Origin of the sequence: Rahnella sikkimica (assembly GCF_002951615.1) — a bacterium.
Taxonomy (GTDB): domain Bacteria; phylum Pseudomonadota; class Gammaproteobacteria; order Enterobacterales; family Enterobacteriaceae; genus Rahnella; species Rahnella sikkimica.
This window is the reverse complement of the sequence record NZ_CP019062.1, coordinates 3,258,032-3,284,142: the sequence shown is the minus strand read 5'-3', so window position 1 is coordinate 3,284,142 and position 26,111 is coordinate 3,258,032. Positions and strand designations below refer to the sequence as shown.

The window sequence follows — 26,111 nt, the reverse complement described above, 5'->3', positions numbered from 1 at the left end:
TGCGCTGGACGAAGAGGCATTCCAGATTGGCGTGAAATTACACGTCGGATTCATTCAGCACTTGCTGATGAACGACGCCTGATTTCACTTACTCGATTTTCTTCCCTTCCATCAGGCGCTGCACCAGCGGCGCCATAATCAGCTCCATCGCCAGCCCCATTTTGCCGCCCGGCACCACCAGCGTTTTGATGTGCGAGATAAACGAGCCCTGCAACATTGCCAGCAGATACGGGAAATCAATGTCATCCAGTCCCTGAAAATGAATCACCACGAAGCTTTCATCCAGCGAAGGAATGGCTTTCGCGGCAAACGGGTTGGAGGTGTCGATGGTTGGCACGCGCTGGAAGTTAATGTGCGTGCGGGAAAATTGCGGCGTGATGTAGTTGATGTAGTCGTCCATCGAACGCACCACGGAATCCATCACCGCTTCACGGGAATGCCCGCGCTCGCCGGTATCACGCACCAGTTTCTGGATCCATTCCAGGTTAACGATGGGCACCACGCCGACCAGCAAATCGACATGCGCCGCGACGTCCGTTTTGTCGGATACCACACCGCCGTGCAGGCCTTCGTAGAATAAAATGTCCGTCGGTTCCGGCAATGCCTGCCACGGCGTAAACGTCCCCGGCACCTGATTGTACGGAACGGCTTCGTCATAAGTATGCAGATATTTGCGCGAACGGCCTGTGCCGGTTTTGCCGTATTCGATAAAGCTTTTTTCCAGTAAACCGAAGTCGTTGGCTTCCGGCCCGAAGTAGCTGATATGACGCCCGAGGTCGCGGGCTTTGCGGATGGCCGCGTCCATTTCCGGGCGGGTGAAATGGTGGAAACTGTCGCCTTCCAGCTCGGCGGCGCGCAGGCCAAGCTGTTGGAATATTTTCCGAAATGCCAGACTGGTGGTGGTGGTGCCTGCACCGCTCGAACCGGTAACGGCAATAACAGGGTGTTTGGCTGACATAATGCGCTGTTCTCCATAAAAGTGAGGCAGGCAGGCGTGTCGCGGTCTTTTCTGTGGTCGAAAACCTGGCGACATCGCTGCGCATAATTAAGCCTATTGTTACCATATTTATTCGAGAAGTGACAGGCGACGACCGGTTATTTCAGTTGTCCGTAATAGGCGTTTTTCCCGTGTTTGCGCAGGTAATGTTTGTCCATCAGCGGCTTTTGCATATCGCCGAGTGCAGGCGTCAGCTGGCGGGAGAATATGCCCATGTAGGCGCATTCCTCCAGCACGACGGCGTTATGCACGGCGTCGGCGGCATTTTTCCCCCAGGCGAACGGCCCGTGAGAATGCACCAGAACCGCCGGAACCTGCATGGCGTCCAGACCCCGCGCCAGGAAGGTTTCGATAATGACGTTGCCGGTTTCCAGTTCGTACGCGCCGTTGATTTCTGCTTCGGTCATCCGGCGCGTGCAGGGAATATTGCCGTAGAAATAATCGGCGTGCGTGGTGCCCCATGCCGGCAAATCCAGCCCGGCCTGCGACCAGATTGTCGCGTGGCGGGAATGCGTATGCACAATGCCGCCGATTTCCGGAAACTGCCGGTAAAGCGCCAGATGCGTGGCGGTATCCGACGACGGATTTTTGTCGCCTTCAATGCGTTCGCCGGTGTGCAGATCGACGACGACCATATCGGAGGCTTCCATGTCGGTATATTCCACGCCCGACGGTTTGATCACCACCAGCCCTTTTTCGCGGTCAACCGCGCTGACGTTGCCCCAGGTAAACGTCACCAGATGATACGCGGGCAGCGCCAGATTGGCTTCCAGTACGGCCTGTTTCAGCTGTTCTAACATGCGAATTCTCCTTCCTGCATTTTGGCTTCAATCCACTGACGGGCTTTGATGATTTCCAGCACCGGCTCGGCGGCAGTTTCCGTCCACATTTCGATGAGGAATGCGCCGCGATAATTCAGCGCGCCCAGCGTGCGGAAAAAGCCGGTGAAATCGACGCAGCCGTCGCCGAACGGCACATCGCGGAACTGACCTTTTGAGGTCGCGGTGACCGGATAGGTATCTTTCAGGTGGATGGCGGCGATGCGGTCAATGCCCAGCGCCAGCTCCGACGCAATGTCGTTTCCCCACGCGCTGAGATTGCCGATGTCCGGGTACACGCTAAACCACGGTGAATTCAGGCGTTCATCCCACGCTTTCCACTTGGTTATCGAATTCATGAATTCGGTGTCCATGATTTCGACCGCCAGCGTGACCTGCGCGGCGGCGGCCTGTTCCACTGCCCACGCCAGTCCTTCGGCAAAACGTTCGCGGGTACCGGCATCGGACGCTTCGTAATACACGTCATAACCGGCCAGCTGTAAGGTACGGATACCCAAATCGCGTGCCAGTTTGATGGCTTTGGTCATCACTTCCCGCGCCCGCTTGCGGACGCTTTCATCGTGGCTGCCGAACGGAAAACGGCGGTGTGCGGAAAGGCACATCGACGGAATGGAGACGCCGATTTCCATCATCGCTTCGACCAGCGCGACGCGCTGCGTAATGCTCCAGTCGAGGCGCGACAGGCGCTCATCGGTTTCATCCACCGACATTTCGACAAAATCAAAGCCGCAGCTTTTCGCCAGCGCCAGTCTTTCCGGCCAGCTCAGGTGTTTGGGCAGCGCTTTTTCATAGATGCCCAGCGGATGTTTTCTCATGCCGTGGCTCCCCAGATTGCGCCGATTTGCTGGTGAAACGCCTGCGCGACCTGCGCAGGTTGCGTTGCGTCGGATAACGCGCGTCCGGCGATAAACGCCTGCACGTCGATATCGCGGAACAGTGGCAAATCTGCAGGCGTGATGCCGCCGGTGACGGAAAGGCGCAGGCCGATATCCGACAGCTGTTTCATACGATCCAGATCCTGCTGCCCCCAGGTTTGTCCGCTGGCCTGCGCGTCGCGCCCGCGGTGATAAATCGCCTGACGGATCCCGGCCGCGTGCCAGTCGCGCGCATCCTGCATCGTCCAGTTGCCGAAGAGTTCTATCTGGATTTCGCCCTGATGCGTTTTCGCCACATCGTGCGCTTTGATGACCGTCGCCAGCGGCGCGGCACAAATCACCGTCATCCAGTCGGCCCCGGCTTTAAACGCCTCCAGCGCCAGCGTTTCTCCGGCGTCGGCGACTTTCAGGTCGGCCACCAGAATCTTGTCCGGGCAAAGTTCACGCAGCATTTCCACGGCGTGTAACCCTTCGCAGAGACACAAAATGGTGCCCGCCTCGATGATGTCGACGTGATTTTTCAGCGCCTTCGCGGTGCGCAGCGCGGCCGGAAGGTCGGTATGATCCAGCGCCAGCTGGAGAAGAGGTTTAGTCATGATGAGGTTTTCCCTGTGAGTCAGCCGCCGCGCAGCGGGCGTGGTAACCGCCCAGTGCGTCGATCAGGAACTGGTAACGTTGTGATTTTTTCTGATAGGCCATCTGCGCACCGGCGTCGGGTTCCAGACGCTTCACGGCAAAGTGCAGATGACGCTGGGCTTGCGCAAAAGTCGCATAGACGCCGGTGCCGACCATCGCCGCCAGCGCCGCGCCCAGACAGCCGGTTTCTTCGATCTGAGGGCGCTCCACCGGCATTCCGCTGACGTCGGCCAGCATCTGCATCCAGATCTCAGAACGCGCCGGTCCGCCGGTCACGCGCAGTGTTTTTGCCTGCGGAAAGCGTTCGAGCATTCGGTTAAGGTGCGTCATATGGCTGAACACCACGCCCTCGTACACCGCCTGCAACAAATGGCCGCGATGATGCAACGATTGCAGACCGTAGAATCCGGCGGTCATTTCCGCACCCTGATTGCTGCCATAAAGGAAGGGCAGGAACAGAACGTCGGTCCCAGCTTTGGGCAGGGCGCTGACGGCGCGGTTAATCTCGTCAAACGCCATGCCGCCGGTTTGCCGGTTCAGCCATTCGAGATTGGCGGAAGATGTCGGGCTGGCTTCGTGAATAAGAAAACCTTCGCCCCCGGCGTAGCGGCCATAAACGTACGGATGATTTTCCCGCTCGCCCATTTCCGCTGATATTCCGCTGGTGACCGCCCACGTACCCATCACCGCATTCAGGGTGAATTCGTCGTGAAGTCCGGCGCAAAGCGCGGTAGAGACCACATCGAATAATCCGCCTACCACCGGCGTTCCGGCGGTTAATCCGGTCAGCGCCGCGACGTCTGGCGTCACGGTTCCGCAGATTTCCGCCGAACCGACCACCGGCGGCAACGCCGCGCTGATTTCGGCAATCCCCAGCATTTCAGCCAGCCGGGCGTCGTAACCGCCGTTCGCCATGTGATACAGATTGGATTCGGAAATGTTGGTTTCTTCGCATCCACGCTCGCCGGTCAGGCAATAACGCAGATAATCGTGCGCCATCATTACCGTGCCGATTTGCTGATAACGCTCCGGCTGATGCAGTTTTATCCAGCGCAGTAATGACACCGGATGCCCGGCCCACAGCGCCTGCCGGGTCAGCGGATAGATTTGCTGGTGTAAACCGTCACGCTGCCAGGCGCTGATCACATCACCGGCGCGGCGGTCGGAGGACAAAATCCCCCTGCCCAGCGGATTTCCGGCTTTATCCAGCAGGAATAATCCTTTGCCTTGCGCCGAAATGCCGATGCCTTTCACCTGCGCACCGCTGACGTTTTGCTGGCGCAGCAGGGCGGCAATACAACTGGCACATGACGCCCACAGCGCAGGCATGTCACGCTCGGCCCAGCCGGGATGGTCGCTCAGCACCGGCAGGGACTGGCGGCAAACGCCGGATTCCTGCCCTGCGTGATCGTACAATCCCGCCTTGAGATAGGTGCCGCCGCAGTCGATCCCTAACCAGTATTCTCCGGATGAAACTTTCATCGTATTTCCTCAGGCTGCTGTCGGACGGCTGTCGGGTAATTTGTTCGCCGATTGCGCCGGAACGTCACACCGGGCAGGCAACAGCAATGCCATCAGTGCCGCCAGCGTGAGTGAGATCGCCAGACAATAAACACCGGCGTCTTTGCTGTAGAAGGTGATGAGCAGGCCGACGGCATACGGCCCGCAGAATCCGCCCAGATTGCCCAGCGCGTTAATCACACCGCGTGCGCCACCGGCCATTTCTGCACTGAAAAGCTTGGCGGGAATGGTCCAGAACACCCCGGCGGCGGATTGCAGGAAGAAGCCGCAGCCGACCAGCGCGGCATACGAAAGCCAGACGGTATTTTTCAGCATCACCGACAGGAACATGCAGGCCGCAAAGCCCAGCAGAGGCAGGAACACGTACAGTTTGCGTTTACCGGTGCGGTCTGACAGCGAGGAGAACAGCAACATACCCGCGACGGCGCCGATGTAAGGAAGGATCGCGAGGACGCCGACCTGTCCCATGGTGGAATGCGTGAGTTCTTTCAGGATGGTCGGCAGCCACAGGGTGTAGCCGTAAATGCCGGTCTGGTAGAAGAAATTCAGGGCGATAAGCTGCCACATCGTCCGGTTGGCCAGCACCGCGCCGAGCGAGGCGTTTCTGACTTCTTTCCCGGCAATGGCTTTCTGTTCGGCGGCCAGCGTCGATATCAGCCAGTTTTTCTCCTCGGGCGAAATCCACCGCGCTTCCTGCGGGCGGTCGCAAACGGTCAGTACCCACATCACCAGAACGACGGCGGAAAGCAGCCCTTCAATGATAAACAGCCAGCGCCAGTCGAGTGCGCTGATGATCAGGCCCGAGAGCGGGGCGGTGATGATCCCGGCGATCGGCACAAACATGATCACAATCGCATTCGCCCTGCCGCGTTCGGCATCGGGGAACCAGTTGCTGATCATCGTCAGCACGACCGGCAACATGCCGCCTTCTGCCACGCCCAGTGCGAAGCGCAGGAATAACAGCTGATAATGATTCGTCACCAGGCCGGTGAGAATCGAAATAATGACCCACGCGACCAGCGACCAGCCGATGAATTTCTTACCGCTGCCGTGAACCGCGATTTTTCCGCCCGGCACTTGCAGGAATAAATAGCCGATAAAAAATATTCCGCCCGCCAGTCCGGCCATGGATGCGGTAATACCCAAATCCGCGTCCATTCCGCCTGGCATCGCAAAGGCAATATTCACCCTGTCCATATAAGAAATAATGCAGGCGATCAGGATGGGCGGAATAATTCGAAGCCAGCGTTGCTTAGGTATTTCTTTTAATAACCGGTTGCTTTGCAGAGTATCAGAGTTTTTATTCATAACTTATTACCTTAATAATGAGTTACAGAGCCCGTTTAACCGACGAGCGGGTTTCCCCTCAGAGAAAAGGGATATGGTGTAAAATAAGATGCCGTTATTTTATGATTATTATTTTTTGTTGATTGCCAGAGTCATGGCCTGAATACCGTCCCGCAAAATAGCAATGCGATGATCCACGCTGGCGCTGGCACTCATTTCCAGTAATTTAATTCCCGAGAAGCTCAGTGATTCCGGGGGAGCGTGCCGGAACATTTCGGCGGCAATATCGATGGTCATCAGGCTTTCCTGACATCCCGCTTCACTGCCTGTGAACGGCGCAAACGGCGCGTGCAGATCCTGCCAGTCGCCATAAGCACCTTCGCGGGTGGTGCCCGAGAACATCAGCGCCTGAAGAACACCGGCCTGCTGGCTGATTTGCAGATGTTCCAGCGGCAGGGAGGTATTGCGGCCTTCAATGGCGGAACGCGCCCAGTTGATACACACGCCGGCTGTTTTCCCGGTGCGGGCTTTGGCCTCAGCAATCGCCGTCAGTTCATGCGCCAAGGGCAGAAAACCTTTGCGTGAAGCCGGTTTATCCAGCGCATCGCAATGCTCGATAAGCAGCCCGCACGGCCAGTCCCAGCTCAGGATTTCCTGCAAAGACTCCGTGAAACAGCGCGCGGCCTGGCTGACATTTTGTGTGCCTGCCAGCGGCGCGGACTGCAACTCTACGGCCAGCACTTTGCTTCTGCCAAAGCGCGTATTGGTCTGCTCAACCTTTTCGAAAACGTGGCGGTAATAGCTGACACAGGCACGACGCTGTTCAGCGTCTTCGGACGCCAGCCCGAAGCCCGGCAAGGTTCCGCGCCTGCGCATGGTTTCCATCACGCCGGTCACCACGATGTCCCACTCGTCAGGCAGATGCCGGAATAACCATTCATCGCCGTACGGATGCAACGTTTCCAGACAAGGTTGTTCTATTCCACGTATCCCCGGAATATCGGCCAGCTTGCGCCAGAATTCGGTTTCTTCATTTTCATGTCGCTGATGAAAAGAGGGCGCGCAAGGATAAGCGCCGACAATAAAGCCTGCATGCTTTTGCATAGTAATTTCCCCATTGAATTAACTGTCTTCCCGAACTGTTTTTTATCCTGACGGTTACCCGAGTTTATCCACCTTCACTTTGACGACAATTTTACGAATATGACTGACGGTATGATGAATACACGCAGGGCGGTGAACATCCTGCGGAAAGAATATGGCGTAGGTTCCCGGTGTCATGATGATTTCGGATTCATTTTCCATGCCGTGATAAAAAATAATGTCTCTTTCTTCAAGCAACGACTGAGATATCGGGTTATTCCCCCGGTCGGCGGCATAACCGATAATTTCGTTACCCCAGGCTAAAAATTGAATATCAATATAACGGCGGTGAACTTCAGGCTGATTTTCCGTTTTCGCTTTGGTCGTCAGATCGAGGATCTGCGCGTAAATATCTCTGCCTTCAATTTCGACAACGCCAGTTTCCAGTGCGTGAAAATCCGTATTCCGCAAAAAATTCAGCGCCTTCTCAATCGCTGCGGGAAACGTGCAGGGATTCGGATTGCTGATATGTCCCGATATCATGAGCCAACTCCTTATAACGCCTGAATTTTCGCCCAGACGCTGTCATCCACGGTGATCCCGTTGCGGCGGTTTTCTGCCAGCAGGCGGCTGAATTCGTGGCCCGGCAGGCGCACGGCTTCGTCCGGATTGTTGCGTTCGGCGGTGGTGACGTAATCCATAATGCGCTGGAGCTTTGCATCGCGGGTCGCGCCGTCAATCAGGCGGTCAACTTCGATGGCGATGAAAATCTGCGAAATCCCGTATTCATCCGAGTTGTCTTCAGTGACTTCTGCCACGGACGCGCCATCGGAAAGCAGGGTGGCGATCATGTCGAGCACAATGGATAAACCGGAACCTTTCCAGTAGCCCATCGGCAAAATGCGACGGTTCTTTTCGATAACGCCGGGTTCGCGGGTCAGCTGGCCGTTGTCGTCGAAGCCGCCGTCGACCGGCAGTTCCCGGCCTGCGAGGCGGTTCACTTCCAGCATGCCGTAGGAGAACATCGACATCGACATGTCCACCATCGTGATCGGCGAGCCGGGGATGGCGACAATCAGCGGGTTCGTGCCGATTCGGCATTCTTTCGCGCCCCACGGTGGCATCACCGCGATCGAGTTCGTCCAGCAAATCCCGATGTAACCTTTTTCTGCCGCCTGCCAGCCGTAACTTCCGCCGCGCATCCAGTGGTTGGCATTGCGTAATGCCACCAGCCCGATGCCGTGGTCAGAAGCCAGAGAAATAGCGCGATCCATCATTTTTTTCGCCGTCAGATTGCCGATTGAGCGCTGCGCATCCCACTGTTCAATCGCGCCCAGCGAGAGGATTTTTTTCGCTACGGCGTCCGGGTGAATATCGCCCTGATCCAGTTGCTGAATGAAGCGCGGGAAACGGTTTACGCCGTGGGAATAAACGCCGGACTCGGTGGTTTGGGCAAACATCGTGGCGCATTCATCGGCGACGTCAGGTTTGACGTGGCGTGAGACAAGCACCCTTTTGAACTCTTTTTGCAACGTTTCAAAGCTCAGTTTCATACCTTTCTCCGGTGTTATTGTTAAAGTCCTGGTTGTTTTTAGATCTCTATATTTCACTATGTGGAATCTGATTTCAAAAATCTACTCTTGTCCGGAACGGATCACAATCCATCCGGTCGTTTTTAAAACGCTTTAAAATCAGTTGGATAAAAACTTCATGTCCGGTTCGTGATGAAGGACACATTTTAGGCAGGGCAAAAAGCAGGCAGGGAAAAGGAGTTATTTCGCGTGCGAAGGAAGTTTGCTATACCATCGGTTCAGGATTGAAACACCATCGGCATAACGGGAATTCTTCAAGGTATGAAAGACGCAGAGAACGAACAGGGGAAAGATAAACCGGCAGGAAGTCAGAGCCTGTTCCGTGGGTTACAGCTGATCGAAATACTCAGCAATTACCCGAACGGCTGCCCGCTGGCGCATCTTTCTGAACTGGCGGAACTGAACAAAAGTACGGTTCACCGTTTACTTCAGGGGCTGCAATCCTGCGGTTATGTCACGCCAGCACCGGCGGCAGGGAGCTATCGCTTAACCACCAAGTTTATTTCTGTCGGCCAGAAATCACTGTCTTCCCTGAATATTATCCACGTCGCTGCGCCGCATCTTGAAGCGCTGAATATCGCGACCGGCGAAACCGTTAACTTCTCCAGCCGGGAAGACGACCACGCCATTCTGATTTACAAGCTCGAACCGACCACCGGAATGCTGCGAACCCGCGCGTACATCGGCCAGCATATGCCGCTGTATTGCTCGGCAATGGGCAAAATCTACATGGCGTACGGGCATCAGGATTACGTGCCGGCTTACTGGGAAAGTCACAGCGAACAGATACAGCCGCTGACCCGTAATACGATTGTCAGCCTGAAAGAGATGGACAAAGAGCTGGCGCAAATCCGCCAGCAGGGCCTGGCGATGGATCGGGAAGAAAATGAGCTGGGCGTGTCCTGTCTGGCGGTGCCGGTGTTTGATATCCACCGGCGCGTGACCTATGCCGTCTCGATTTCACTCTCGACGGCAAAACTCGGCGTGATCGGCGAAGAAGCATTGCTGAAACCGCTGAAAGAAACCGCCGCCGCGATTTCCGGCGAGCTTGGGCTGAAGGTGGGGGGAGTGTGAGTTTGTAGCCGATATCCCGAGTTGGGGTATCGGTTAAGAGTTTAATTTTTCTGGTGATATGGTTTATTTTTTTAGGTTGTAATAATAAACTCTGTTTTTACTTCGTATTTAGAGTGTAGCCATACCCAAAATGATTTCTGTGTCCAATAATATTCTCATTATCTCTCACAATAATTTTTAAGATCCTTGCTATCATCTTTAAATTTTGCCGTTAATACATATTTCCCCGTCTCGCTTACTTTGCCGATAAGATATAATTCGTCAAAGCCTTCACTTTCTGGGGTTCCATACTTGCACCATGCCGTTTCAATTTTATTGATTTTTTCAACATACGACGTCCCTTTCGCAGTCGTTTTTATTACTAGACTCTTTTCAAATAAAATCGATTGTTTTTCATTTAATTCAAATTCGACATAAAAGAAACTTATATCCAGGTTTGAGTAAAAATAAATATTAGATGCATCTTTTGGGAAGAAAACAGGTAGCCATGTTTTCACGCCACTATCCGGATGAATATCTTCATATGTATTATACCTCAACGTTACAATATCATTATTTGTAAAAAAAAAGGCCCAAGACAAAATGCATAGGGTAATTAAAAGCATTGAAATTATTATTTTTTTGATATTCTTCATTCAAAATATCCCTCTCAACCCAATCGGATCCTGCGTGATATACCGTCCCTGCATCGGGTCGTAATAACGGTGACGGTTGCCCCTGCATTCTGATTGGCTGGCGCAGTTTATCTCACTCAAAAAAATTTGATGAGGTACAATATCTCGCCCAGTTCTCGGTGTGCTTTGTATTATTAAATTTCCCATTATCAGATATTGAGCTCATGTAATACGTATCTTTATCTTTATCCTTTCCTATGATAAAAATATGTTTTCCATCTCCTTGTTCAGGAATAATATCTAACTTACACCATGCGCTGCCCACCCCGCTATATTTTTTTTGTAAAAACTCAAACCCTTCTGTTGTCGCTTTTGTTGTTAATTCCTTAATGAATTCATCACCTTTATTTTTTTCTAAATCAAAAGATATATAAAAATAACCAGCTTCAACATTTATAAAATAACTTACCTTTTCGGATTCAGCAGGAAAAAATAACGGCAGCCAAGAATTAATACCATCATCGCTAGGGATTTCACTACGTTTTCCAAAAGATTTATTCGTTGTTCCGTTATCCAAAAGGCCACTTATGAACAGGATAATAAAACAACAAAAAACCATAGAAACAAAAAAATAAAAAACTGATAAGAACGTTTTTTTTATGGTTAGTTTTGAGGATCTACTTGTCATCATAAGTAACCTTCATTTTTGAGAACCTTGGCTGTTTTACGATGTTTAGAATCTAAATATCCCCCGCACCTGCTTGCACAACTCTCTTCTGAGGGACAAGTTAATCCATGCTCGTTGACCTTAAGGTCTTCTCCATTGTCAATTATCATATCTAATTCATTTATTCTTTTTGAACCATACAAACCAAACTCATTCAATAAATGATCTCTACCTTCTTTTATTCCCCCCATCAGACTTGCAATCTTATTATTGGCAACTTTCGATTTCGATACACGACAAAATGCAGTGCAATGGAAGAATTGGTCTGACTTATCTAAGCCTAATCTCTTCATATCATTATAAGTTTGGTTCAAAATTGCATAGGAACCTGCATTTATATACCAAGGTTCTAAAACCTGCTGCGTGAGGTTTGCTGAATCTTTCGTCCCAACTTGGTTTGTAAGACTTCCCAACGAGGCCCAATTTAATCCAAGAGGGTCTGCTCCAAGAACCGGATCCAACGCATACCCATATAAATTCATTCCCCCTCTCAACCCAATCGGATCCTGCGTAATATATCTTCCCTGCATCGGGTCATAATAACGGTGACGGTTGTAATGCAACCCCGATTCTTCGTCGTAATGCTGGCCCTGCATTCTGATGGGCTGGCGCAGTTTGTACGGGTTGAAAATATCCACCGCGTTGCCCCAGACGTCCATCACAGCGCTCCATTCCACCTTGCTGGTTCTGTGATTAATCAGCGCAATGGGTGTGCCGAGGTGGTCGCAGTGATAAAGGTGAATTTTCAGCGCGTCACCCTGCGGCATCGGGTCGAGCCACAGCGCCAGGTTTTCGGCTTTCAGGCCGACGGCGTCCAGCCACTGCTGATTGTCGTCGCTGAGGTGGTTTTTACGGATGTCCTTTTCGATTTCATTCAGGCGCAGATGCAGTTCGGTCGGCAACGCGCTGCCGTTTTCTTCTTCGAGCTTTTCTGCCAGCGAGCGGTGGCTGTCTTCCATGCGGGCATGTTCGGCGTGCAGCAGCGGGACGAAGCTGTTCGGGTGATTAATCGTGTGCAGCTGGGTGTCGCGGTTTTCGGTCAGCACCAGACGGTCGCCGTCCCAGCCGAACCAGATGTTCTGGGTTTCTGTTTCGCCGGACTGCGGATGGAGTTGCGTCACGTGCTTGCCGACGCGCCGCCCGAGCGGGTCGTAGATATAGCGCGCCTGCGTCTGAATCTGGCCGTCCTCTTCCATTGTCAGACGCGTCAGCCGGTGCGCCTGGTCGTAGGCGAAGTGGCTGATGGCCCCGCGCGGCGCTTCCCGCCAGCCGGCGCGGTACGGGCGTTTTTCCGTCAGGTTGCCAAATTTGTCGTGCTCATAAATGTACCGCTCATCGCGCTGGATACGGTTTTGATACCAGACCGGCAGCGTATCGGTCAGCGGCGTATTCAGGTCGGGGTGCGTACAGTTGCGGTTACCGGCGGCGTCGGTGAAGGTGGCGAGAAAGCCATCGGGGGAGCTGACGCTGTTCAGTCGTCCTGCCGGGGTGTAGGCGTAATGGTGGTCGCCGAGGCCGGTGGTCATCTGCGTCATCTGACCGGCGGCGTTGTAGTGATAATGGCGTTTCAGGTTCGGGTGGCCTACGTCCGGCGTGTGCTGCGCGGCGAGTTGTCCGGTCACTGAATAAGTATTTTCACTCTGCCATCCGTCGCCGAACCGGCGGGTGGTTTCGCGGTGCAGCTTGTCGCGGGTGATTTCCAGCAACACGTCATCGCCGAGTTTTACGCCGAGCAGGTGGCCGGGGCCGTAGGTCTGCCAGAGGATTTCCGGCAGCCCGTCGTAGCGGACGGCGGATTCAAAGCCGCGCACGTCAAAACCGCGCACCGCGGTGTGCTGCCAGAGCAGGTCGCCGCGGGCGTTGCGGATAATCTGGCGTTCACCGTTAAGATTATCGTTGGCGTCGTACTGGAACCGCACGCTGACCAGATGGGTCTCACTGCGGTGGGCGGTTTCGGTGATGCGTCCGGCGGCGTCATATTGCCAGAGCACGTCGTCCGGGCCGTCTTTTGTTTCCGGACGCTGCTGGCGGATAAGCTGGCCTTCGTCATCGTAATGCCAGTGCGTCATCAGCCCGGCGTCGTCGCTGCGGATAAGCTGACCGGCGGCGTTGTACTGATAGTTTTGCACGCGCCCGTCAAAGCCAACCTCCTGTGTCAGCCGGTCCATGACGTCGTAGCTGAATTTCGTGTCAGCGCCGTTTTCGTTGACCAGCCGTATCAGCCTTCCCGCGCTGTCGAATTCGGTTTGTCGCGTGAGCCCGCCTTCGGTTTGCGAGAGCGGATTGCCGCGCTCGTCGTAGGCTTGCGTGGACTGACTGCCGTCCGGTAGGGTGACGGTGATGACGTCTCCGGCGGCGTTATATTCCCAAAGAGTTTTCCCGCCCGCACTGTCCTCACGCGACATCCGACGCCCGCGCGCATCGTATGCAAAGTGGGTTTTCATCCCTTCTTCGTGCAGGATTTCCAGCGGCTGACCGTCGCGGTTATAGCGGTAAGCCGTTTTGAAACCGGAGCAGTCGGTGAAAGCGGCGAGCAAGCCTGTCGCGTTCCATTCCAGCGTCTGACGCCCGCCCGCCGCATCTTCGGTAGCGCAAGGCTGCGCGCTTTTATCGTCGGCGTAATGATAGCGGCGGGTCTGGTGCAGGGCGTCGGTTTCAGCGGTCAGACGGCCCAGTGCATCATATTCCCTGCTCACGCGGCGTCCGTCCGGTGCGGTGCTGCAAACCAGCTGCCCTTGTTTGTTGTAGTTGAACTGGCTGCGCTTTTCGCCGCCCGGATGCAAAATCGCGCCCAGCGTGCCATTGGCCGGGTTGATATGAAATTCGGTGGTGCGTCCCGAGACATCGGTCTGGGATATCAGCTGGCCGCGGTTGTTGAACGCGCTTTGCGTGCAGCTGCCGTCGGCCTGTTCGAGTCTGACCACGCGGCGAAGTCCCTTTTCACCCTCGAAGTGATAGACGCGTAAGCGCCCGAGGCTGTCGGTGACGCGGGTCTGGTTTTTGGTGTATTCAAATTCGTAAGACAGGTCGCCGGGATTGACCTGTGAAATGACTTTTCCGGACGCGTCGTACACGTAGCGGGACGCCGGATGTCCGGCGTAGCGGTGGGCAATCATCAGACCGGTGTTTTCGCTATGCCAGTTAAACTCACGGACAATTTCACCTGAACGGTCATAAACGGTTTTCAGTTCGCCGCGTGGCGTGAAGTCGTAGCGCACCAGCGGTCTGGCCGGCAAGTCCGAAAACGCTAAATCTTTCGTCAGCCAGACGGCGGAAAGCCGCACACCGCCGTCCGCGCCCCAGCCGTTATTCTGTGCGGGTTTGAAGTCCGGCAGCGTGACTAATTCAAGGCGGAAACGCCGCCCGCAGCTGTCGGTGACGCCGGTAATCTGCCCGGCGAATTCGCCTTCGGCGTCGCGATGATAGTTAAGCTGATGACCAAAGCGGTCGCACAAACCAAAAAGCACACGTGAAGACGGCAACGGACGCGGCAGCACGTCTTCGGCAGTTTCGGGCAGCTGCACGCAGCCTAAAATCCACCAGGGGCCGGTGGCGTCATTGGCGACAAAATAGTAATGCGGGCTGTTGCGCAGTTCGTCCGGCAGCGCCTGCCATAATTTGCTGAGCGGATGCGCCCCGATTTGCTTATCGGCACCGCCGCGCGCCAGCCAGAGATTTTCGCTGTGGCTGAACACAATCTGCCCCGGCGGCAGATGATGAAAATGGATACTGCGCCCCGAATTATCGTTAAGGATGAGTTCATCGGCGCGGATTTGCAGGCGGATATCCGCCGCCGCAGCCCAGCCGGGGCCGAACATCCCGACCGGCGCGGGTGTGCCGGTTTTATAGCTGCTGTAAGCACGCGAAAGGACAAACGGCAAAGAAGCGGGCAGCGCGATATCGGTCTCGCCCGGAAGAACTTTGGCACCGAGGGACGGGTTAACGGGGCTGCCTTCCACCACACCGCCGGGGCAAACCGAGCAAGCCACGCCGGTTGGTGCGCCAATCATCACGCCCAGAGAACCCTGAACAATCGGGCCGCCGGTGGCAGTATTATCGCCCTGACGGGCGGCAGGAAATCCGGTCATGGAGTAAATCCTTTTAGGTCAGGCGTCCGTGGAATGATTGATTTGGAGGCGAGGTATTTATCGTTTTATTCACGGTATAAATACAAACAAATCAATCAGATGAATGAAGCTAAACGTTAAAAGGGATGTGCGTTGCGAGGAGGTTCACAAGTGTGGGGAAAGCAGAAAAAGTGAAGGGGTTGAGGGAGGAATCCCCGACCAATAGTCGGGGGAAATAAACGTAAAACCTTTCCGTCTAGCCGTCCTGCGGCATTTCTTCCTGCCCGGCGCGGAACTGGCCGCGGGGCATGATATTCAACGTTTCATGCAGTTCTGACCAGACCAGCACGATGTCGCCGCTTTTAAGCTGGCGTTTCACGTCATCCACTTTTTGTTCGAGAGATTTTTCCTGCTCGCCGTAGTCGGTGCCTTCGCGTAAAACGAAAGATTCCACCACGCTGGTGAGCAGCTCTGCGTCCAGTTCCTGCCAGGGAATTATCACAACGTTGTTTCCTTTGTTTTTTCTTCGGTCTGTTCTGTGACGGGGTTTACTGCGGGTTCTAAATGCGGCGCAATCCACGCCGGAATGCGCAGCTCCAGCCACATCTGCGGATTACGCAGGCTGCCGGAAACGAAACCGACGTGGCCCCCGTGTTCGGTCAGCTGGTATTCGACGCAATCCGGTAAATCCTCGGCTTTCGGAATTACGTCCGGCGTCATAAACGGATCGTCTTTCGCATGGATAATCAGCAGCGGCGTCCGAACCTGCGCGAGTAACGGCATTCCGCTGCACTGACGATAATAATCCAGCGCGTCGGCAAAACCGTGCGCCTTTGAGGTAATTGCATCGTCGAAATCCCGGATGCGGCGCATGGCTTTCAACTGCGGCAGCGTGACGGGCAGGGTGCCGGGATATTTCTCCAGTTTCCGCGATGCATTTCCTTTGAGCTGATCCAGCAGGTAACGCTGGTAAATCCGCGACGTCCCCTGTTCCAGCCGGTAAGCGCAGGGTTCCAGCATCAGAGGAGCCGACACCACCACGGCGGCCTTCAGCGTACAATTTTCGCCTTCCTGCCCGAGATAACACGCCAGCATGTTGCCGCCGAGCGAAACGCCTACTGCGCCGGTCGGGGCTTCGCCGTAGGTTTCATTCATCCAGTGAATGAAAAAGCGGGCGTCTTCGGTTTCGCCGGAATGATAAATACGCTGAAGTTTATTGGGTTCGCCGCTGCATCCGCGAAAATGCATGACCACGCCGAGCCAGCCGCGTTCTTTCCACGCCTGCAATAATCCGTGGGCATACGGACTGTAGAAGCTGCCTTCCAGCCCGTGGAACAGGATCATGCGCGGCTTATGGCGCGCCTGTTCCGGGTCTTCGCTCCAGGCTAAATCCAGAAAATCGCCGTCCGGCGTGTCCAGCCGTTGCCAGTGAGGTTTGAGTTTTGCATTGCGCCGGACCAGCCGCGGAAGCAGCGTCTGGATATGCGGATTGCTGGCCCCGCGCAGGGGACGAAAGGATTCATACATAAGATGAATAAATTTCTCTTAAGGGGCTCTTGTGCGATCAATATCACGCTGTTAGCTTCAATGCTATCGCACATCTTTCGGGTCGGAGAACCCAAATTAAATGGAACTTGGTTTATTTTTCTCGATGCTTGGATTTTTATGGGTCGCGGCTATCACACCCGGCCCGAATAATATGCTGTTAACCACGTCGGGGGCTAACTTCGGTTTCTTCCGGTCACTCTGGCTGATGGTCGGCATTATGCTCGGTATGCAAAGCATTTTGCTGCTGGTGGCATTCGGCGTCGGCGGGCTGATTACTGTTTATCCTGCGCTGCATCTTTTCCTCAAAATCGCGGGGAGTTTGTATCTGCTTTGGCTGGCGTGGAAGATTGCAACGTCGGCATATGAAACGCTGGAGACCGGCGCGCCGCCGCCGAAGCCGATTCGTTTATATCAGGGCTGGTTGCTGCAATTTCTGAATCCGAAAGCCTGGCTGATGGGACTCGGCGCTGTCGCCAGTTTCAGCCTCGCCGGTGCCGCCTATAACCCTTCGATTGCCGGGATCAGCCTGGGCATGTTTATGGTGAATCTGGTTTCCGGGATCATCTGGCTGGGCTTTGGCACTGTGATTGGCCGCCTGCTGCGCAGTAAGCGCGCGTGGTACACCTTCAATATCGCGATGGGGATCCTGACCGCCGCGTGTGTGTTGCTTATCTGGCACTGACAAAAAAGCCCGCCTCTGACTGACGGCGGGCTTTTTCTCGATCTGGCCTGATTATTTAAAACCATCCGTTCTCAGCAGGCTGTCCAGCGTGCTCATTTCGACATCAAATTTCAGCTGATCGTTTTCCTGTAGTTGCGCCAGTTGCTGAACGAACGCGGAATGCAGCGCCTGCAATGCCGTAAAACATCTTTCCAGCACGGGCGAACTTTGCGGCGCGTTTTCCGGCAGATTCTGACGCTCACTTTGTTCCACCACGCGGATCACCGCGGACAGATAACGGTTCAAAAACGCCGTGCCCGGTTTCACGTCTTCCGGATCGTCTTTCATGCTTTGTAAAATCAGCCGGCCATTTCTGACCAGACCGTCCAGCTCGGTTTGCAGCGCAGGCGGCAAGGCTGCCGATTTCTTATCAAGCAGATTCAGAATGCCCGCATAATCATCGCTTTTCAGGTCATTGAAAGAGGCTTGTTTACGTACAACAGGTGTTACCTTCGGCGTTTCGATATCAGGATCACGCGGCGGGCGATAATAGCTTTGAATATGTGGTTCGGGCCCTTGCACATACGTCGGTTCAGGTTGGAGCGCTGGCATGTCATCGGCTGGCGGTCGGTAGGATGAAGTGACGGTTTCTTCTGTCGGCGCGCTGAACGACGACTGAATTTTTTCATCGTTTTTCCGGCTGACGGGTTCTTCCTCCAGGTTGTCGTAGATGGAAATCACTTTCCATCCGATCAGCACGATAGCCACCGCAATGCCGTAAAACAGCAGGTAAGGAGAGAAGCTGTAAATGTCTGAGTAACAATAGGCCGCTACGGCCCAGAGAAGGCTTTTCCAGACCAAGCCAGACCGGAACTGTGTCAGCAGGCTGAGTATCAGGCTAACCGTGACCATCCAGAAAGGGATAGCCAGCGTGTCACCCATAAGGGCCCAGGCGATACCAGCAGGTATTGCGCAGTAAAAGCTTTTGCGCTCGTAAAGGAAGCTGAACCACAGCATGTAAACAGTCAGAAAACTGAAAGCCGTGATCGCGCCACGAAGATTCTCCTGAGCCGTTTCATCCAGTCCGTGCTGGTATTCGCCTAAATAATAACCACCAAATAATGCGGCGGCAAAAAACAGGATAATGTAAGCCGCAACCCGCATGACGCGCGAGTTTGTGTATAGAGTAGTAAAATCCTCATTGTCTAGCATTATCGGGTTTCCACCTTCGCCTTAGCACTGTTTTCTGTGGCAATCGACGCCAGTTTAGCCCGCAATTCCTGCTCCATTGTGCCCAGCTCTTTCTCCACTTCTGCACGGCGTGCACGGGCATTGCTGGCGATATTCATCGTGTCTTCGAGCGTACTCAGCAAACGCCCCTGAACATCGCGCAGGGTTTCGACATCAACAATAGAACGCTCGACTTCCGTTGCGGTTTCGACACTGCCGGTTTGCAGCAATTCTGCATTGCGGCGCAGCATAGCGTTGGTGGTATCGGCGACTTCTTTTTGCAGTTTTGCGGCCTGACGCTGTGAGTTCAGTGACAACGCCAGCACGATCTGGCTTTTCCAGACTGGAATGGTGGTGAGAATGCTGCTCTGGATTTTTTCCGCCAGCGACTGGCTGTTGCTTTGCATCAGACGGATTTGTGGCGCGGTCTGAATGGACATGGTATGCGTCAGCATCAGGTCACTCAGGCGACGTTCAAAGCGCTGGATCCCTTCGAGCAAGTCACGCACGTTCTGGGCGTCCATGGCATCACCGGAAGCCTGAGCTTTTGCCTGTGCCGCAGGAATGGCCTCAGACTGGATCTGCTCAATCTTCTTTTTGCCCGCCATGATATGCAGGCTGATGTCTTTAAAATACTCGCGGTTGCGGATGAAAAGCTGTTCAAGCGTGGCGATATTGCGCAGCAACTCCGTGATGGTGTCCTGCAATTTTTCGGAAAGTTTATCGACCTGCTGGGCCAGCGTCTGGTATTCCAAAAGCGTGCGCTCAACCTTATTAAACAACTTGCCGAGCAGCGGAATAGATTCCAGCAGGCCTTTTTTCTGGTCGAAAACGGTCAGGTCTATGCCTTTCACTTTGCTCAGTAAATCCGTGAGCTGCGCGCCCACTTCGCCCGCATCTTTGGCGCGGACTTCCTGCATCAGGGATTCATTAAACCGTGACATGGCATTCAGGGTTTTTGCGCCATACGCAATCGAAATGACCGGGTCGGTGATATCGATTTGCGCCGCAATTTCGTCTATTTTTTGCTGTTCTTCGGCGCTGATGGCGGGAGTTTGTGCGTCCGGCGCGGCGGTCAGGTCGGTAGCCAACGGGGGGGATAAAACAGGTTCTGCCAATGGCCGGGAAATAGGGGTATCCGTCACGTCATCATCCTTTTCAATTAAGGCGGGTTTCGATTAAGGAATCGAAGAGATGGACGAATTCTAACGTGCAAAACCTGTGACTGCCAGTGAACCGGGCATGAGAACGGGAACCGCCACATCCGTAAAGGATAATGGCGGTTTTACAGCAAACTCAGCTTTCTATATCAAACGCTTTTGACATCTCTTCCATCTGTTCCTGGGCATCGAGCCAGGTCATTTCGGTGTCCTCCAGCGCGCCTTTCACTTTGGTCTGCTGTTGCAGACATTCGGTAAGATCGGCTTTGCGGCTGATGTCGTAAATCGCGGAATCGGCCAGACGCTCTTCGATGGTCGCCAGCTCGGTGCTCAGTTTTTCCATCTGCGCTTCAAGTTTGGTGATTTGCTTGCGCAGCGGCTGAGTCTGGTTGCGGAAATCGGCTTCGCGGCGCTTCTGATCTTTACGCGACTGTGCGCTGTTCACGCCACCGTCTTTCGCCGGTGCATCCTGCTGGCTTTCCTGACGCTGAATGTCCACCAGCCATTGCTGATAATCTTCCAGATCGCCGTCGAACTGTTCCACTTTGCCGCCGTGAACCAGATACAAATCGTCGGTCGTCGAGCGCAGTAAGTGGCGGTCATGCGAGACCACGACCATCGCGCCTTCGAAGTCCATCAGCGCTTCGGTCAGCGCCTGACGCATATCGAGATCCAGATGGTTGGTCGGTTCATCGAGCAGCAACAGGTTCGGGCGCTGCCAGACGATCAGCGCCAGCACCAGACGCGCTTTTTCACCACCGGAGAAACGCCCGGTCGGATCCGTCACTTTATCGCCGTGGAAGCCGAAACCGCCGAGATAATCACGCAATTGCTGTTCGGTTTCTTTGGCCGCCAACCGCACCAGATGCTGCAGCGGAGAATCTTCCGCACGCAGAAACTCAAGCTGATGCTGCGCGAAGTAACCGAGTTTGACCCCTTTCGACAGGCCGATATCGCCCTGCAGCGGCGCCATGGTTCCGGCGAGCAGTTTGATCAGCGTCGATTTACCCGCGCCGTTACGGCCTAAAAGGCCGATACGCGAGCCCGGCACCAGATTCAGTTTGATGGAATCCAGAATGGTGGTGTCGCCATAACCTGCGCTGACTTTTTCCATGCGCAGCAGCGGATCGGGCAAACTTTCCGGCGAGCGGAAGCTAAAATGAAAAGGATTGTCGACGTGCGCCGGGGCAATCAGTTCCATGCGTTCAAGCATTTTGATGCGGCTCTGCGCCTGTTTGGCTTTGGTCGCCTGGGCGCGGAAACGGTCGATGTAACTTTGCAGGTGCGCCACTTTTTCCTGCTGACTTTCAAACAACGCCTGCTGTTGCGACAATTTGGTCGCACGCTGACGTTCGAAAGACGAGTAGTTACCGGTGTATTCGTTCAGCGATTGCTGTTCGATATGCAGGATTTTATCGACAATCGGATCAAGGAAATCGCGGTCATGGGAAATCAGGACCAGCGTGCCTGTATAGCCTTTCAGCCATTTTTCCAGCCAGATCACGGCGTCTAAATCCAGGTGGTTGGTCGGTTCATCCAGCAGCAGTAAATCAGAACGGCAAATCAGCGCCTGCGCCAGGTTCAGACGCATACGCCAGCCACCGGAGAAGGATTTTACCGGCTGCTGCAACTGATTCTGGCTAAAGCCCAGACCGCTCAGCAGGCTGGCCGCGCGCGCCGGAATTGTCCACGCATTGATCGCATCGAGTTTGCCGTGAAGTGTGGCGATAGCGTGGCCATCATCACGCTCATTGGCGTGTTGTAATTCAGATTCTAACTGACGAAATTCGCGGTCGCCGTCGATAACATACTCTATCGCCGGCTCGTCGAGTGCCGGAGTTTCCTGATTAACCCAGGCCAGCGACCAGTTGCTCGGAAACGTCAGGTTGCCGGCGTCGGCGCTCATTTCACTTTTCAGCAGCGAAATCAGGGTGGATTTACCGCAGCCATTTTTGCCCACCAGTCCGACTTTCTGGCCGGGATTGATGGTCGCAGACGCGTTGTCCAGCAGCACATTGGTGCCGCGTCGGATTTGTAAGGAGGAGAAAACAATCATAAAGCGCCGTGTTGAGAGTATGTTAAATTGTCATGATAATGATTTAAACAAGACGTATCGCGTCCCATTTAGTCTTTGCGAAGCATGGTAACGGAAAAACCGCACCCTGACGACGCTTTGGAGGTATTGATGTCGCAGCCACCAAAGGTTTTGCTGCTTTACGCTCACCCGGAATCACCCGATTCGGTTGCCAACCGCGTTTTACTGCAACAAGCGCAGCAGCTCGAACATGTCACCGTGCATGATTTGTACGCCCACTATCCTGATTTCTTTATTGATATCCACCGTGAACAGCAATTGCTGCGCGATCACAAAGTGATCGTTTTCCAGCATCCCCTTTATACCTACAGTTGCCCGGCGCTGTTGAAAGAGTGGATGGATCGCGTTCTGGCGCGTGGTTTTGCCAGCGGGGCAGGCGGGAATGCGTTGAACGGAAAGTACTGGCGTTCAGTCGTGACCACCGGCGAACCGGAAGGGGCGTATAAAGCGGGCGGTTATAACCGCTATCCGATGTCCGACATTATGCGTCCGTTTGAGCTGACGTCGGCGATGTGTCACATGCACTGGATGACGCCGATTATTATTTACTGGGCGCGCCGTCAGAAACCTGATGTGCTGCAAAGCCACGCCGAAGCGTATGGTGAATGGCTGAAATCCCCGCTGCCCAACGGAGGGATTGCCTGATGGACGGTTCAAATTTACCCGCCGCAATCCTGCTGTTTTTATTTGCGGCCGTGGTTGCTGTACCTGTTGCCCAGCGTTTAGGGATTGGCGCAGTGCTCGGCTATTTGCTGGCCGGGATCGCCATCGGCCCGTGGGGTTTGGGCTTTATCCGTGATGTTGATGAGATTCTGCATTTCTCCGAACTGGGCGTGGTGTTCCTGATGTTTATCATCGGGCTGGAGCTGAATCCGGGGAAACTGTGGGAGCTGCGGCGGCAAATTTTTGGCGTCGGTGCCGGGCAGGTGATTTTGACCGCGCTGGTCCTGGGAGGTTTGTTGTGGCTGACGAAATTCTCCTGGCAGGCGGCGGTGATCGGCGGCATTGGTCTGGCGATGTCATCGACGGCGATGGCGTTGCAGCTGATGCGCGACAAAGGGATGACGCGCAACGAAGGCGGCCAGCTGGGTTTTGCCGTGCTGCTGTTTCAGGATATCGCGGTTATTCCGGCTTTGGCGCTGATCCCTATTCTGGCGGGCGGTTCTGAAGGCAGCAATAACTGGGAAATGATCGGCCTGAAAGTGCTGGCTTTCGGCGGCATGTTAATCGGCGGGCGCTATCTGCTGCGGCCGATTTTCCGGCTGATTGTGGCCTCTGGCGTGCGCGAAGTCTTTACGGCGGCGGCGCTTCTCGTGGTGCTCGGTTCTGCGCTGTTTATGGATACGCTGGGCTTTTCGATGGCGCTCGGGACGTTCATCGCCGGTATTTTACTGGCCGAAAGTGAATATCAGCACGAACTGGAAATCGCGATAGAGCCGTTTAAGGGTTTACTGCTCGGGCTGTTCTTTATTTCCGTCGGCATGGCGCTCAATCTCGGTGTGCTTTATACCCATATTCTGCTGGTGCTGGCGGGCGTCATCATTCTCGTGACGGTAAAAGGCGCGGTGCTTTACGGGCTTTCGCGGATATTCGGATTGCGGACATCAGTGCGGTTGCAGTTTTCTGCCGTTCTCAGTCAGGGCGGCGAGTTTGCCTTCGTGCTGTTTTCGGCGGCGGGCGCGCAGAAAGTCATTTCCTCTTCGCAGCTTTCGCTGTTGCTGGTGGTGGTGACGTTATCGATGATGACCACGCCGCTGCTGATGCAGTCGGTAGATCGCATTCTGGTTCGCCGCTACAACGACGGTGAAGAAAGCGATGAAAAACACTTTGTGCAGGATGATGAACCGCAGGTGATTATTGTCGGGTTCGGCCGTTTCGGGCAGGTGATCGGCCGGTTGCTGATGGCGAATAAAATGCGGATTACCGTGCTGGAGCGCGATATCAGCGCCGTCAGCCTGATGCGGACTTACGGTTATAAAGTGTATTACGGCGATGCGACTGAACTGGAATTGCTCAGGGCATCTGGCGCGGAAAAGGCGAAGTCCATCGTGATCACCTGCGATGAGCCGGAAGACACGATGACCATCGTGCATCTGTGCCAGCAGCATTTTCCGCATCTGAATATTCTTGCCCGCGCGCGTGGCCGTGTTGAGGCGCACGAGTTGTTGCAGGCTGGTGTAGCGAATTTCTCCCGCGAGACGTTTTCCAGCGCGCTGGAATTAGGGAAAAAGGCGCTGGTGACGTTGGGGATGCATCCGCACAGCGCCTACCGCGCTCAGCAGCATTTCCGCCGTCTTGATATGCGGATGCTGCGTGAACTGGTGCCGCAAAACCGTGGCGACGTGGCGCAGATTTCCCGCGTGAAAGAAGCGCGGCGTGAGCTGGAAGACATCTTCCAGAGCGAAATGCATAACGAACGGCGTCAGCTTGACGGCTGGGACGATGATGAATAGTCCGGCAGACGAAAATTTTTTGTGCCGTCTGAATAAAAAATGACCGGAAGCAATGTCGAAAATTTCAGGAGAATTAACATGGCGTCTACCCGTAAACGTTTCATCGCTGGTGCGGTGTGCCCGAAATGTAAGGCGATGGATACACTGGCTTTATGGCAGGAAGATCAGGTTGAAGTGGTGGAGTGCGTGAAGTGCGGACACCATCAGCGGCAGACCGATGCACAGGTCAGTAAGAAGCTGCGCCCGGAAGAGCAGGTGATTGGAATTTTCGATCCGAAGTAGCGTTATTGCTCGCGTTTTTTTATGCTGTTGAGTACAGAGACGCGGATTTCCGCTAAACTCTTCGCCAAATTTATCAGGCCACGCTTTCAGGATGATCTTATCCAAAAGACGTCGTCACTGAATTAGCCTTAAGCGAAGTAGCGATCGTTCCCGAAACGTTCGCAGACAACAAATTGAGTATCCAACGGTAGGAGTTATCATGAAAGTAGCAAAAGACCTGGTCATCAGCGTGGCATATCAGGTACGTACAGAAGACGGTGTGTTGGTTGACGAATCTCCGGTGAGCGCACCGTTGGATTACCTGCACGGCCATGGTTCCCTGATCTCCGGTCTGGAAACTGCACTTGATGGTCATGCAGTGGGTGATGTGTTTGACGTGCATGTTGGCGCAAATGACGCTTACGGCAACTACGACGAAAACCTGGTTCAGCGCGTACCGAAAGACGTCTTCATGGGCGTTGATGAGCTGGAAGTGGGCATGCGTTTCCTGGCTGACACCGATCAGGGCCCGGTTCCTGTTGAAATCACTGAAGTTGACGGCGACCATGTTGTTGTTGATGGTAACCACATGCTGGCGGGTCAGGATCTGAACTTCCACGTTGAAGTTGTGGCTATCCGTGAAGCGACTGAAGAAGAACTGGCTCACGGCCACGTACACGGCGAACACGGCCATGACCATGGTCACGACCATGAACACGGTGACGGTTGCTGCGGTGGCCACGGTCACAGCCATGATCACGACCATGACCATGACCATGACCACGGTAAGAAAGGTGGTTGCGGCGGTAACGGCGGTTGCGGTTGCCATTGATCGTTCTGTAAACAGAGCGGTTAAAACGAAAAGGCGCCAGTCAGGCGCCTTTTTGCTGCGTGCAATTGCGGAAATCAATAATGCGGCGGCGGCATTTCTTCCGACTGATCGGCAATCATTGACGGTTGGCTGGCACGGAGTTTGTCTGTCAGTAAGCGCAGATGATCGTGCAATCTGCTCATCTCCAGCTGGTGCTGCGTCACAATCAAATTCAACTCTTCGATGGTGATTTCCTGAAAAGCCAGTTTGTTTTCCAGCATCTCCAGACGTTGTTCAACGGTGTTTGAGTCCATCATCATTCCCTCATTCTGCGTCCCAAGCCTCTCAGAGTGAGCGCTGACCGGAACCTCATTCAGTATTGTAGACCGGCGATTCTACCCGTAAACCTGCCGGATTACCTGACCCGGCCGCGCTTTATCTGCCTGTTCGGATAATTTTACGAAACTATTTGATGCAGAAAAGGTCGGAATAAGACGCTAATGGCATGTATAGAGATTGTTTTGTCGTGAGACGGACAGTTATAGTAACCGCCGAACTTTCGTAATTATTACCAGAGGTC

24 protein-coding genes and 1 pseudogene are annotated in these 26,111 nt (G+C 54.3%); 6 read left to right on the top strand and 19 right to left on the bottom strand.

Annotated elements, in window-relative coordinates; genetic code table 11:
• Window positions 1-88: 88 nt before the first annotated feature.
• The 9 genes from BV494_RS15290 to yiaK all read right to left on the bottom strand — a co-directional run bounded on the left by BV494_RS15290 (window position 89) and on the right by yiaK (window position 8,791).
• On the bottom strand, window positions 89-958 hold the full coding sequence (locus BV494_RS15290) for a phosphoribulokinase (protein WP_104923613.1): 870 nt from the start codon (window positions 956-958) through the stop codon (window positions 89-91).
• Window positions 959-1,095: 137 nt separating this feature from the next.
• Window positions 1,096-1,797, bottom strand: coding sequence for an L-ribulose-5-phosphate 4-epimerase (gene araD, locus BV494_RS15285; protein WP_104923612.1), 702 nt, complete (start codon window positions 1,795-1,797; stop codon window positions 1,096-1,098).
• A complete protein-coding gene (locus BV494_RS15280) occupies window positions 1,791-2,651 on the bottom strand; it encodes an L-ribulose-5-phosphate 3-epimerase (RefSeq protein ID WP_104923611.1) in 861 nt (286 codons plus the stop codon). The genes araD and BV494_RS15280 overlap by 7 nt, the downstream gene beginning before the upstream one ends.
• A complete protein-coding gene (ulaD, locus tag BV494_RS15275; protein ID WP_104923610.1) occupies window positions 2,648-3,307 on the bottom strand; it encodes a 3-keto-L-gulonate-6-phosphate decarboxylase UlaD in 660 nt (219 codons plus the stop codon). The genes BV494_RS15280 and ulaD overlap by 4 nt, the downstream gene beginning before the upstream one ends.
• Entirely contained in the window at window positions 3,300-4,829 is a 1,530-nt protein-coding gene (locus BV494_RS15270) for an FGGY-family carbohydrate kinase (RefSeq protein WP_104923609.1), read from the bottom strand. Before BV494_RS15270 ends, ulaD begins: the two co-directional genes overlap by 8 nt.
• 9 nt (window positions 4,830-4,838) lie before the next feature.
• Window positions 4,839-6,176: an MFS transporter gene (locus BV494_RS15265; protein ID WP_104923608.1), complete on the bottom strand. Its 1,338-nt coding sequence runs from the start codon at window positions 6,174-6,176 to the stop codon at window positions 4,839-4,841.
• Between the two features lie 108 nt (window positions 6,177-6,284).
• Entirely contained in the window at window positions 6,285-7,259 is a 975-nt protein-coding gene (locus tag BV494_RS15260; protein ID WP_104923607.1) for a DUF4862 family protein, read from the bottom strand.
• 54 nt (window positions 7,260-7,313) lie between these two features.
• Window positions 7,314-7,781 carry a NanQ anomerase/TabA/YiaL family protein gene (locus BV494_RS15255; protein WP_104923606.1) on the bottom strand — a complete coding sequence of 156 codons (468 nt, stop codon included), beginning with the start codon at window positions 7,779-7,781 and terminating at the stop codon, window positions 7,314-7,316.
• Between the two features lie 11 nt (window positions 7,782-7,792).
• Complete coding sequence (gene yiaK / locus BV494_RS15250; protein ID WP_104923605.1) at window positions 7,793-8,791, bottom strand: 3-dehydro-L-gulonate 2-dehydrogenase; 999 nt, start codon at window positions 8,789-8,791, stop codon at window positions 7,793-7,795.
• A gap of 300 nt (window positions 8,792-9,091) precedes the next feature.
• Between yiaK and BV494_RS15245 the strand changes: the two genes are divergently transcribed.
• Window positions 9,092-9,904, top strand: a complete 813-nt coding sequence (locus BV494_RS15245) for an IclR family transcriptional regulator (protein WP_104923604.1) — start codon at window positions 9,092-9,094, stop codon at window positions 9,902-9,904.
• A gap of 158 nt (window positions 9,905-10,062) precedes the next feature.
• On the opposite strand, the gene BV494_RS15240 is transcribed toward BV494_RS15245, so the two are convergent.
• From BV494_RS15240 to BV494_RS15220, 6 genes and pseudogenes are all read right to left on the bottom strand, one after another.
• Window positions 10,063-10,539, bottom strand: a complete 477-nt coding sequence (locus tag BV494_RS15240) for a YbbD-related protein (RefSeq protein WP_104923603.1) — start codon at window positions 10,537-10,539, stop codon at window positions 10,063-10,065.
• Window positions 10,540-10,623: pseudogene (locus BV494_RS26420) on the bottom strand (hypothetical protein); the annotation flags it as partial. It lies immediately after the preceding gene.
• A gap of 28 nt (window positions 10,624-10,651) precedes the next feature.
• Window positions 10,652-11,095: a YbbD family protein gene (locus BV494_RS15235; protein WP_192938013.1), complete on the bottom strand. Its 444-nt coding sequence runs from the start codon at window positions 11,093-11,095 to the stop codon at window positions 10,652-10,654.
• Between the two features lie 110 nt (window positions 11,096-11,205).
• Window positions 11,206-15,333, bottom strand: a complete 4,128-nt coding sequence (locus BV494_RS15230; protein WP_104923601.1) for an RHS repeat-associated core domain-containing protein — start codon at window positions 15,331-15,333, stop codon at window positions 11,206-11,208.
• 235 nt (window positions 15,334-15,568) lie between these two features.
• Window positions 15,569-15,814 carry a YheU family protein gene (locus BV494_RS15225; RefSeq protein ID WP_104923600.1) on the bottom strand — a complete coding sequence of 82 codons (246 nt, stop codon included), beginning with the start codon at window positions 15,812-15,814 and terminating at the stop codon, window positions 15,569-15,571.
• Window positions 15,811-16,839, bottom strand: coding sequence for a hydrolase (locus tag BV494_RS15220; protein WP_104923599.1), 1,029 nt, complete (start codon window positions 16,837-16,839; stop codon window positions 15,811-15,813). Before BV494_RS15220 ends, BV494_RS15225 begins: the two co-directional genes overlap by 4 nt.
• Before the next feature lie 100 nt (window positions 16,840-16,939).
• On the opposite strand from BV494_RS15220, the gene BV494_RS15215 reads away from it, so the two are divergent.
• Window positions 16,940-17,542 carry a LysE family translocator gene (locus tag BV494_RS15215; RefSeq protein WP_104923598.1) on the top strand — a complete coding sequence of 201 codons (603 nt, stop codon included), beginning with the start codon at window positions 16,940-16,942 and terminating at the stop codon, window positions 17,540-17,542.
• 51 nt (window positions 17,543-17,593) lie between these two features.
• Here the strand turns inward: BV494_RS15215 and BV494_RS15210 are convergent, their stop codons facing one another.
• The 3 genes from BV494_RS15210 to BV494_RS15200 form a co-directional block, all read right to left on the bottom strand.
• Window positions 17,594-18,733 (bottom strand): hypothetical protein, encoded by a 1,140-nt coding sequence (locus tag BV494_RS15210; RefSeq protein ID WP_192938012.1) that lies wholly within the window; start codon window positions 18,731-18,733, stop codon window positions 17,594-17,596.
• Window positions 18,733-19,896 (bottom strand): toxic anion resistance protein, encoded by a 1,164-nt coding sequence (locus tag BV494_RS15205; protein WP_439958363.1) that lies wholly within the window; start codon window positions 19,894-19,896, stop codon window positions 18,733-18,735. The genes BV494_RS15210 and BV494_RS15205 overlap by 1 nt, the downstream gene beginning before the upstream one ends.
• A gap of 151 nt (window positions 19,897-20,047) precedes the next feature.
• Window positions 20,048-21,967 carry an ABC transporter ATP-binding protein gene (locus BV494_RS15200; protein ID WP_104923596.1) on the bottom strand — a complete coding sequence of 640 codons (1,920 nt, stop codon included), beginning with the start codon at window positions 21,965-21,967 and terminating at the stop codon, window positions 20,048-20,050.
• 129 nt (window positions 21,968-22,096) lie between these two features.
• Between BV494_RS15200 and kefG the strand changes: the two genes are divergently transcribed.
• The 4 genes from kefG to slyD all read left to right on the top strand — a co-directional run bounded on the left by kefG (window position 22,097) and on the right by slyD (window position 25,552).
• Window positions 22,097-22,651: a glutathione-regulated potassium-efflux system ancillary protein KefG gene (kefG, locus tag BV494_RS15195; protein WP_101077422.1), complete on the top strand. Its 555-nt coding sequence runs from the start codon at window positions 22,097-22,099 to the stop codon at window positions 22,649-22,651.
• The gene (gene kefB, locus BV494_RS15190) at window positions 22,651-24,459 is read left to right on the top strand and encodes a glutathione-regulated potassium-efflux system protein KefB (RefSeq protein ID WP_104923595.1); all 1,809 of its coding nucleotides are present in this window, start codon (window positions 22,651-22,653) and stop codon (window positions 24,457-24,459) included. The genes kefG and kefB overlap by 1 nt, the downstream gene beginning before the upstream one ends.
• A 78-nt stretch (window positions 24,460-24,537) precedes the next feature.
• Complete coding sequence (locus tag BV494_RS15185) at window positions 24,538-24,741, top strand: YheV family putative zinc ribbon protein (RefSeq protein WP_104923594.1); 204 nt, start codon at window positions 24,538-24,540, stop codon at window positions 24,739-24,741.
• Window positions 24,742-24,940: 199 nt separating this feature from the next.
• Complete coding sequence (gene slyD / locus BV494_RS15180) at window positions 24,941-25,552, top strand: peptidylprolyl isomerase (protein WP_104923593.1); 612 nt, start codon at window positions 24,941-24,943, stop codon at window positions 25,550-25,552.
• A 74-nt stretch (window positions 25,553-25,626) separates the two neighbouring features.
• Here slyD and BV494_RS15175 read toward each other — a convergent pair whose 3' ends face one another.
• A complete protein-coding gene (locus BV494_RS15175) occupies window positions 25,627-25,845 on the bottom strand; it encodes a protein SlyX (protein ID WP_104924813.1) in 219 nt (72 codons plus the stop codon).
• Window positions 25,846-26,111 lie beyond the last annotated feature (266 nt).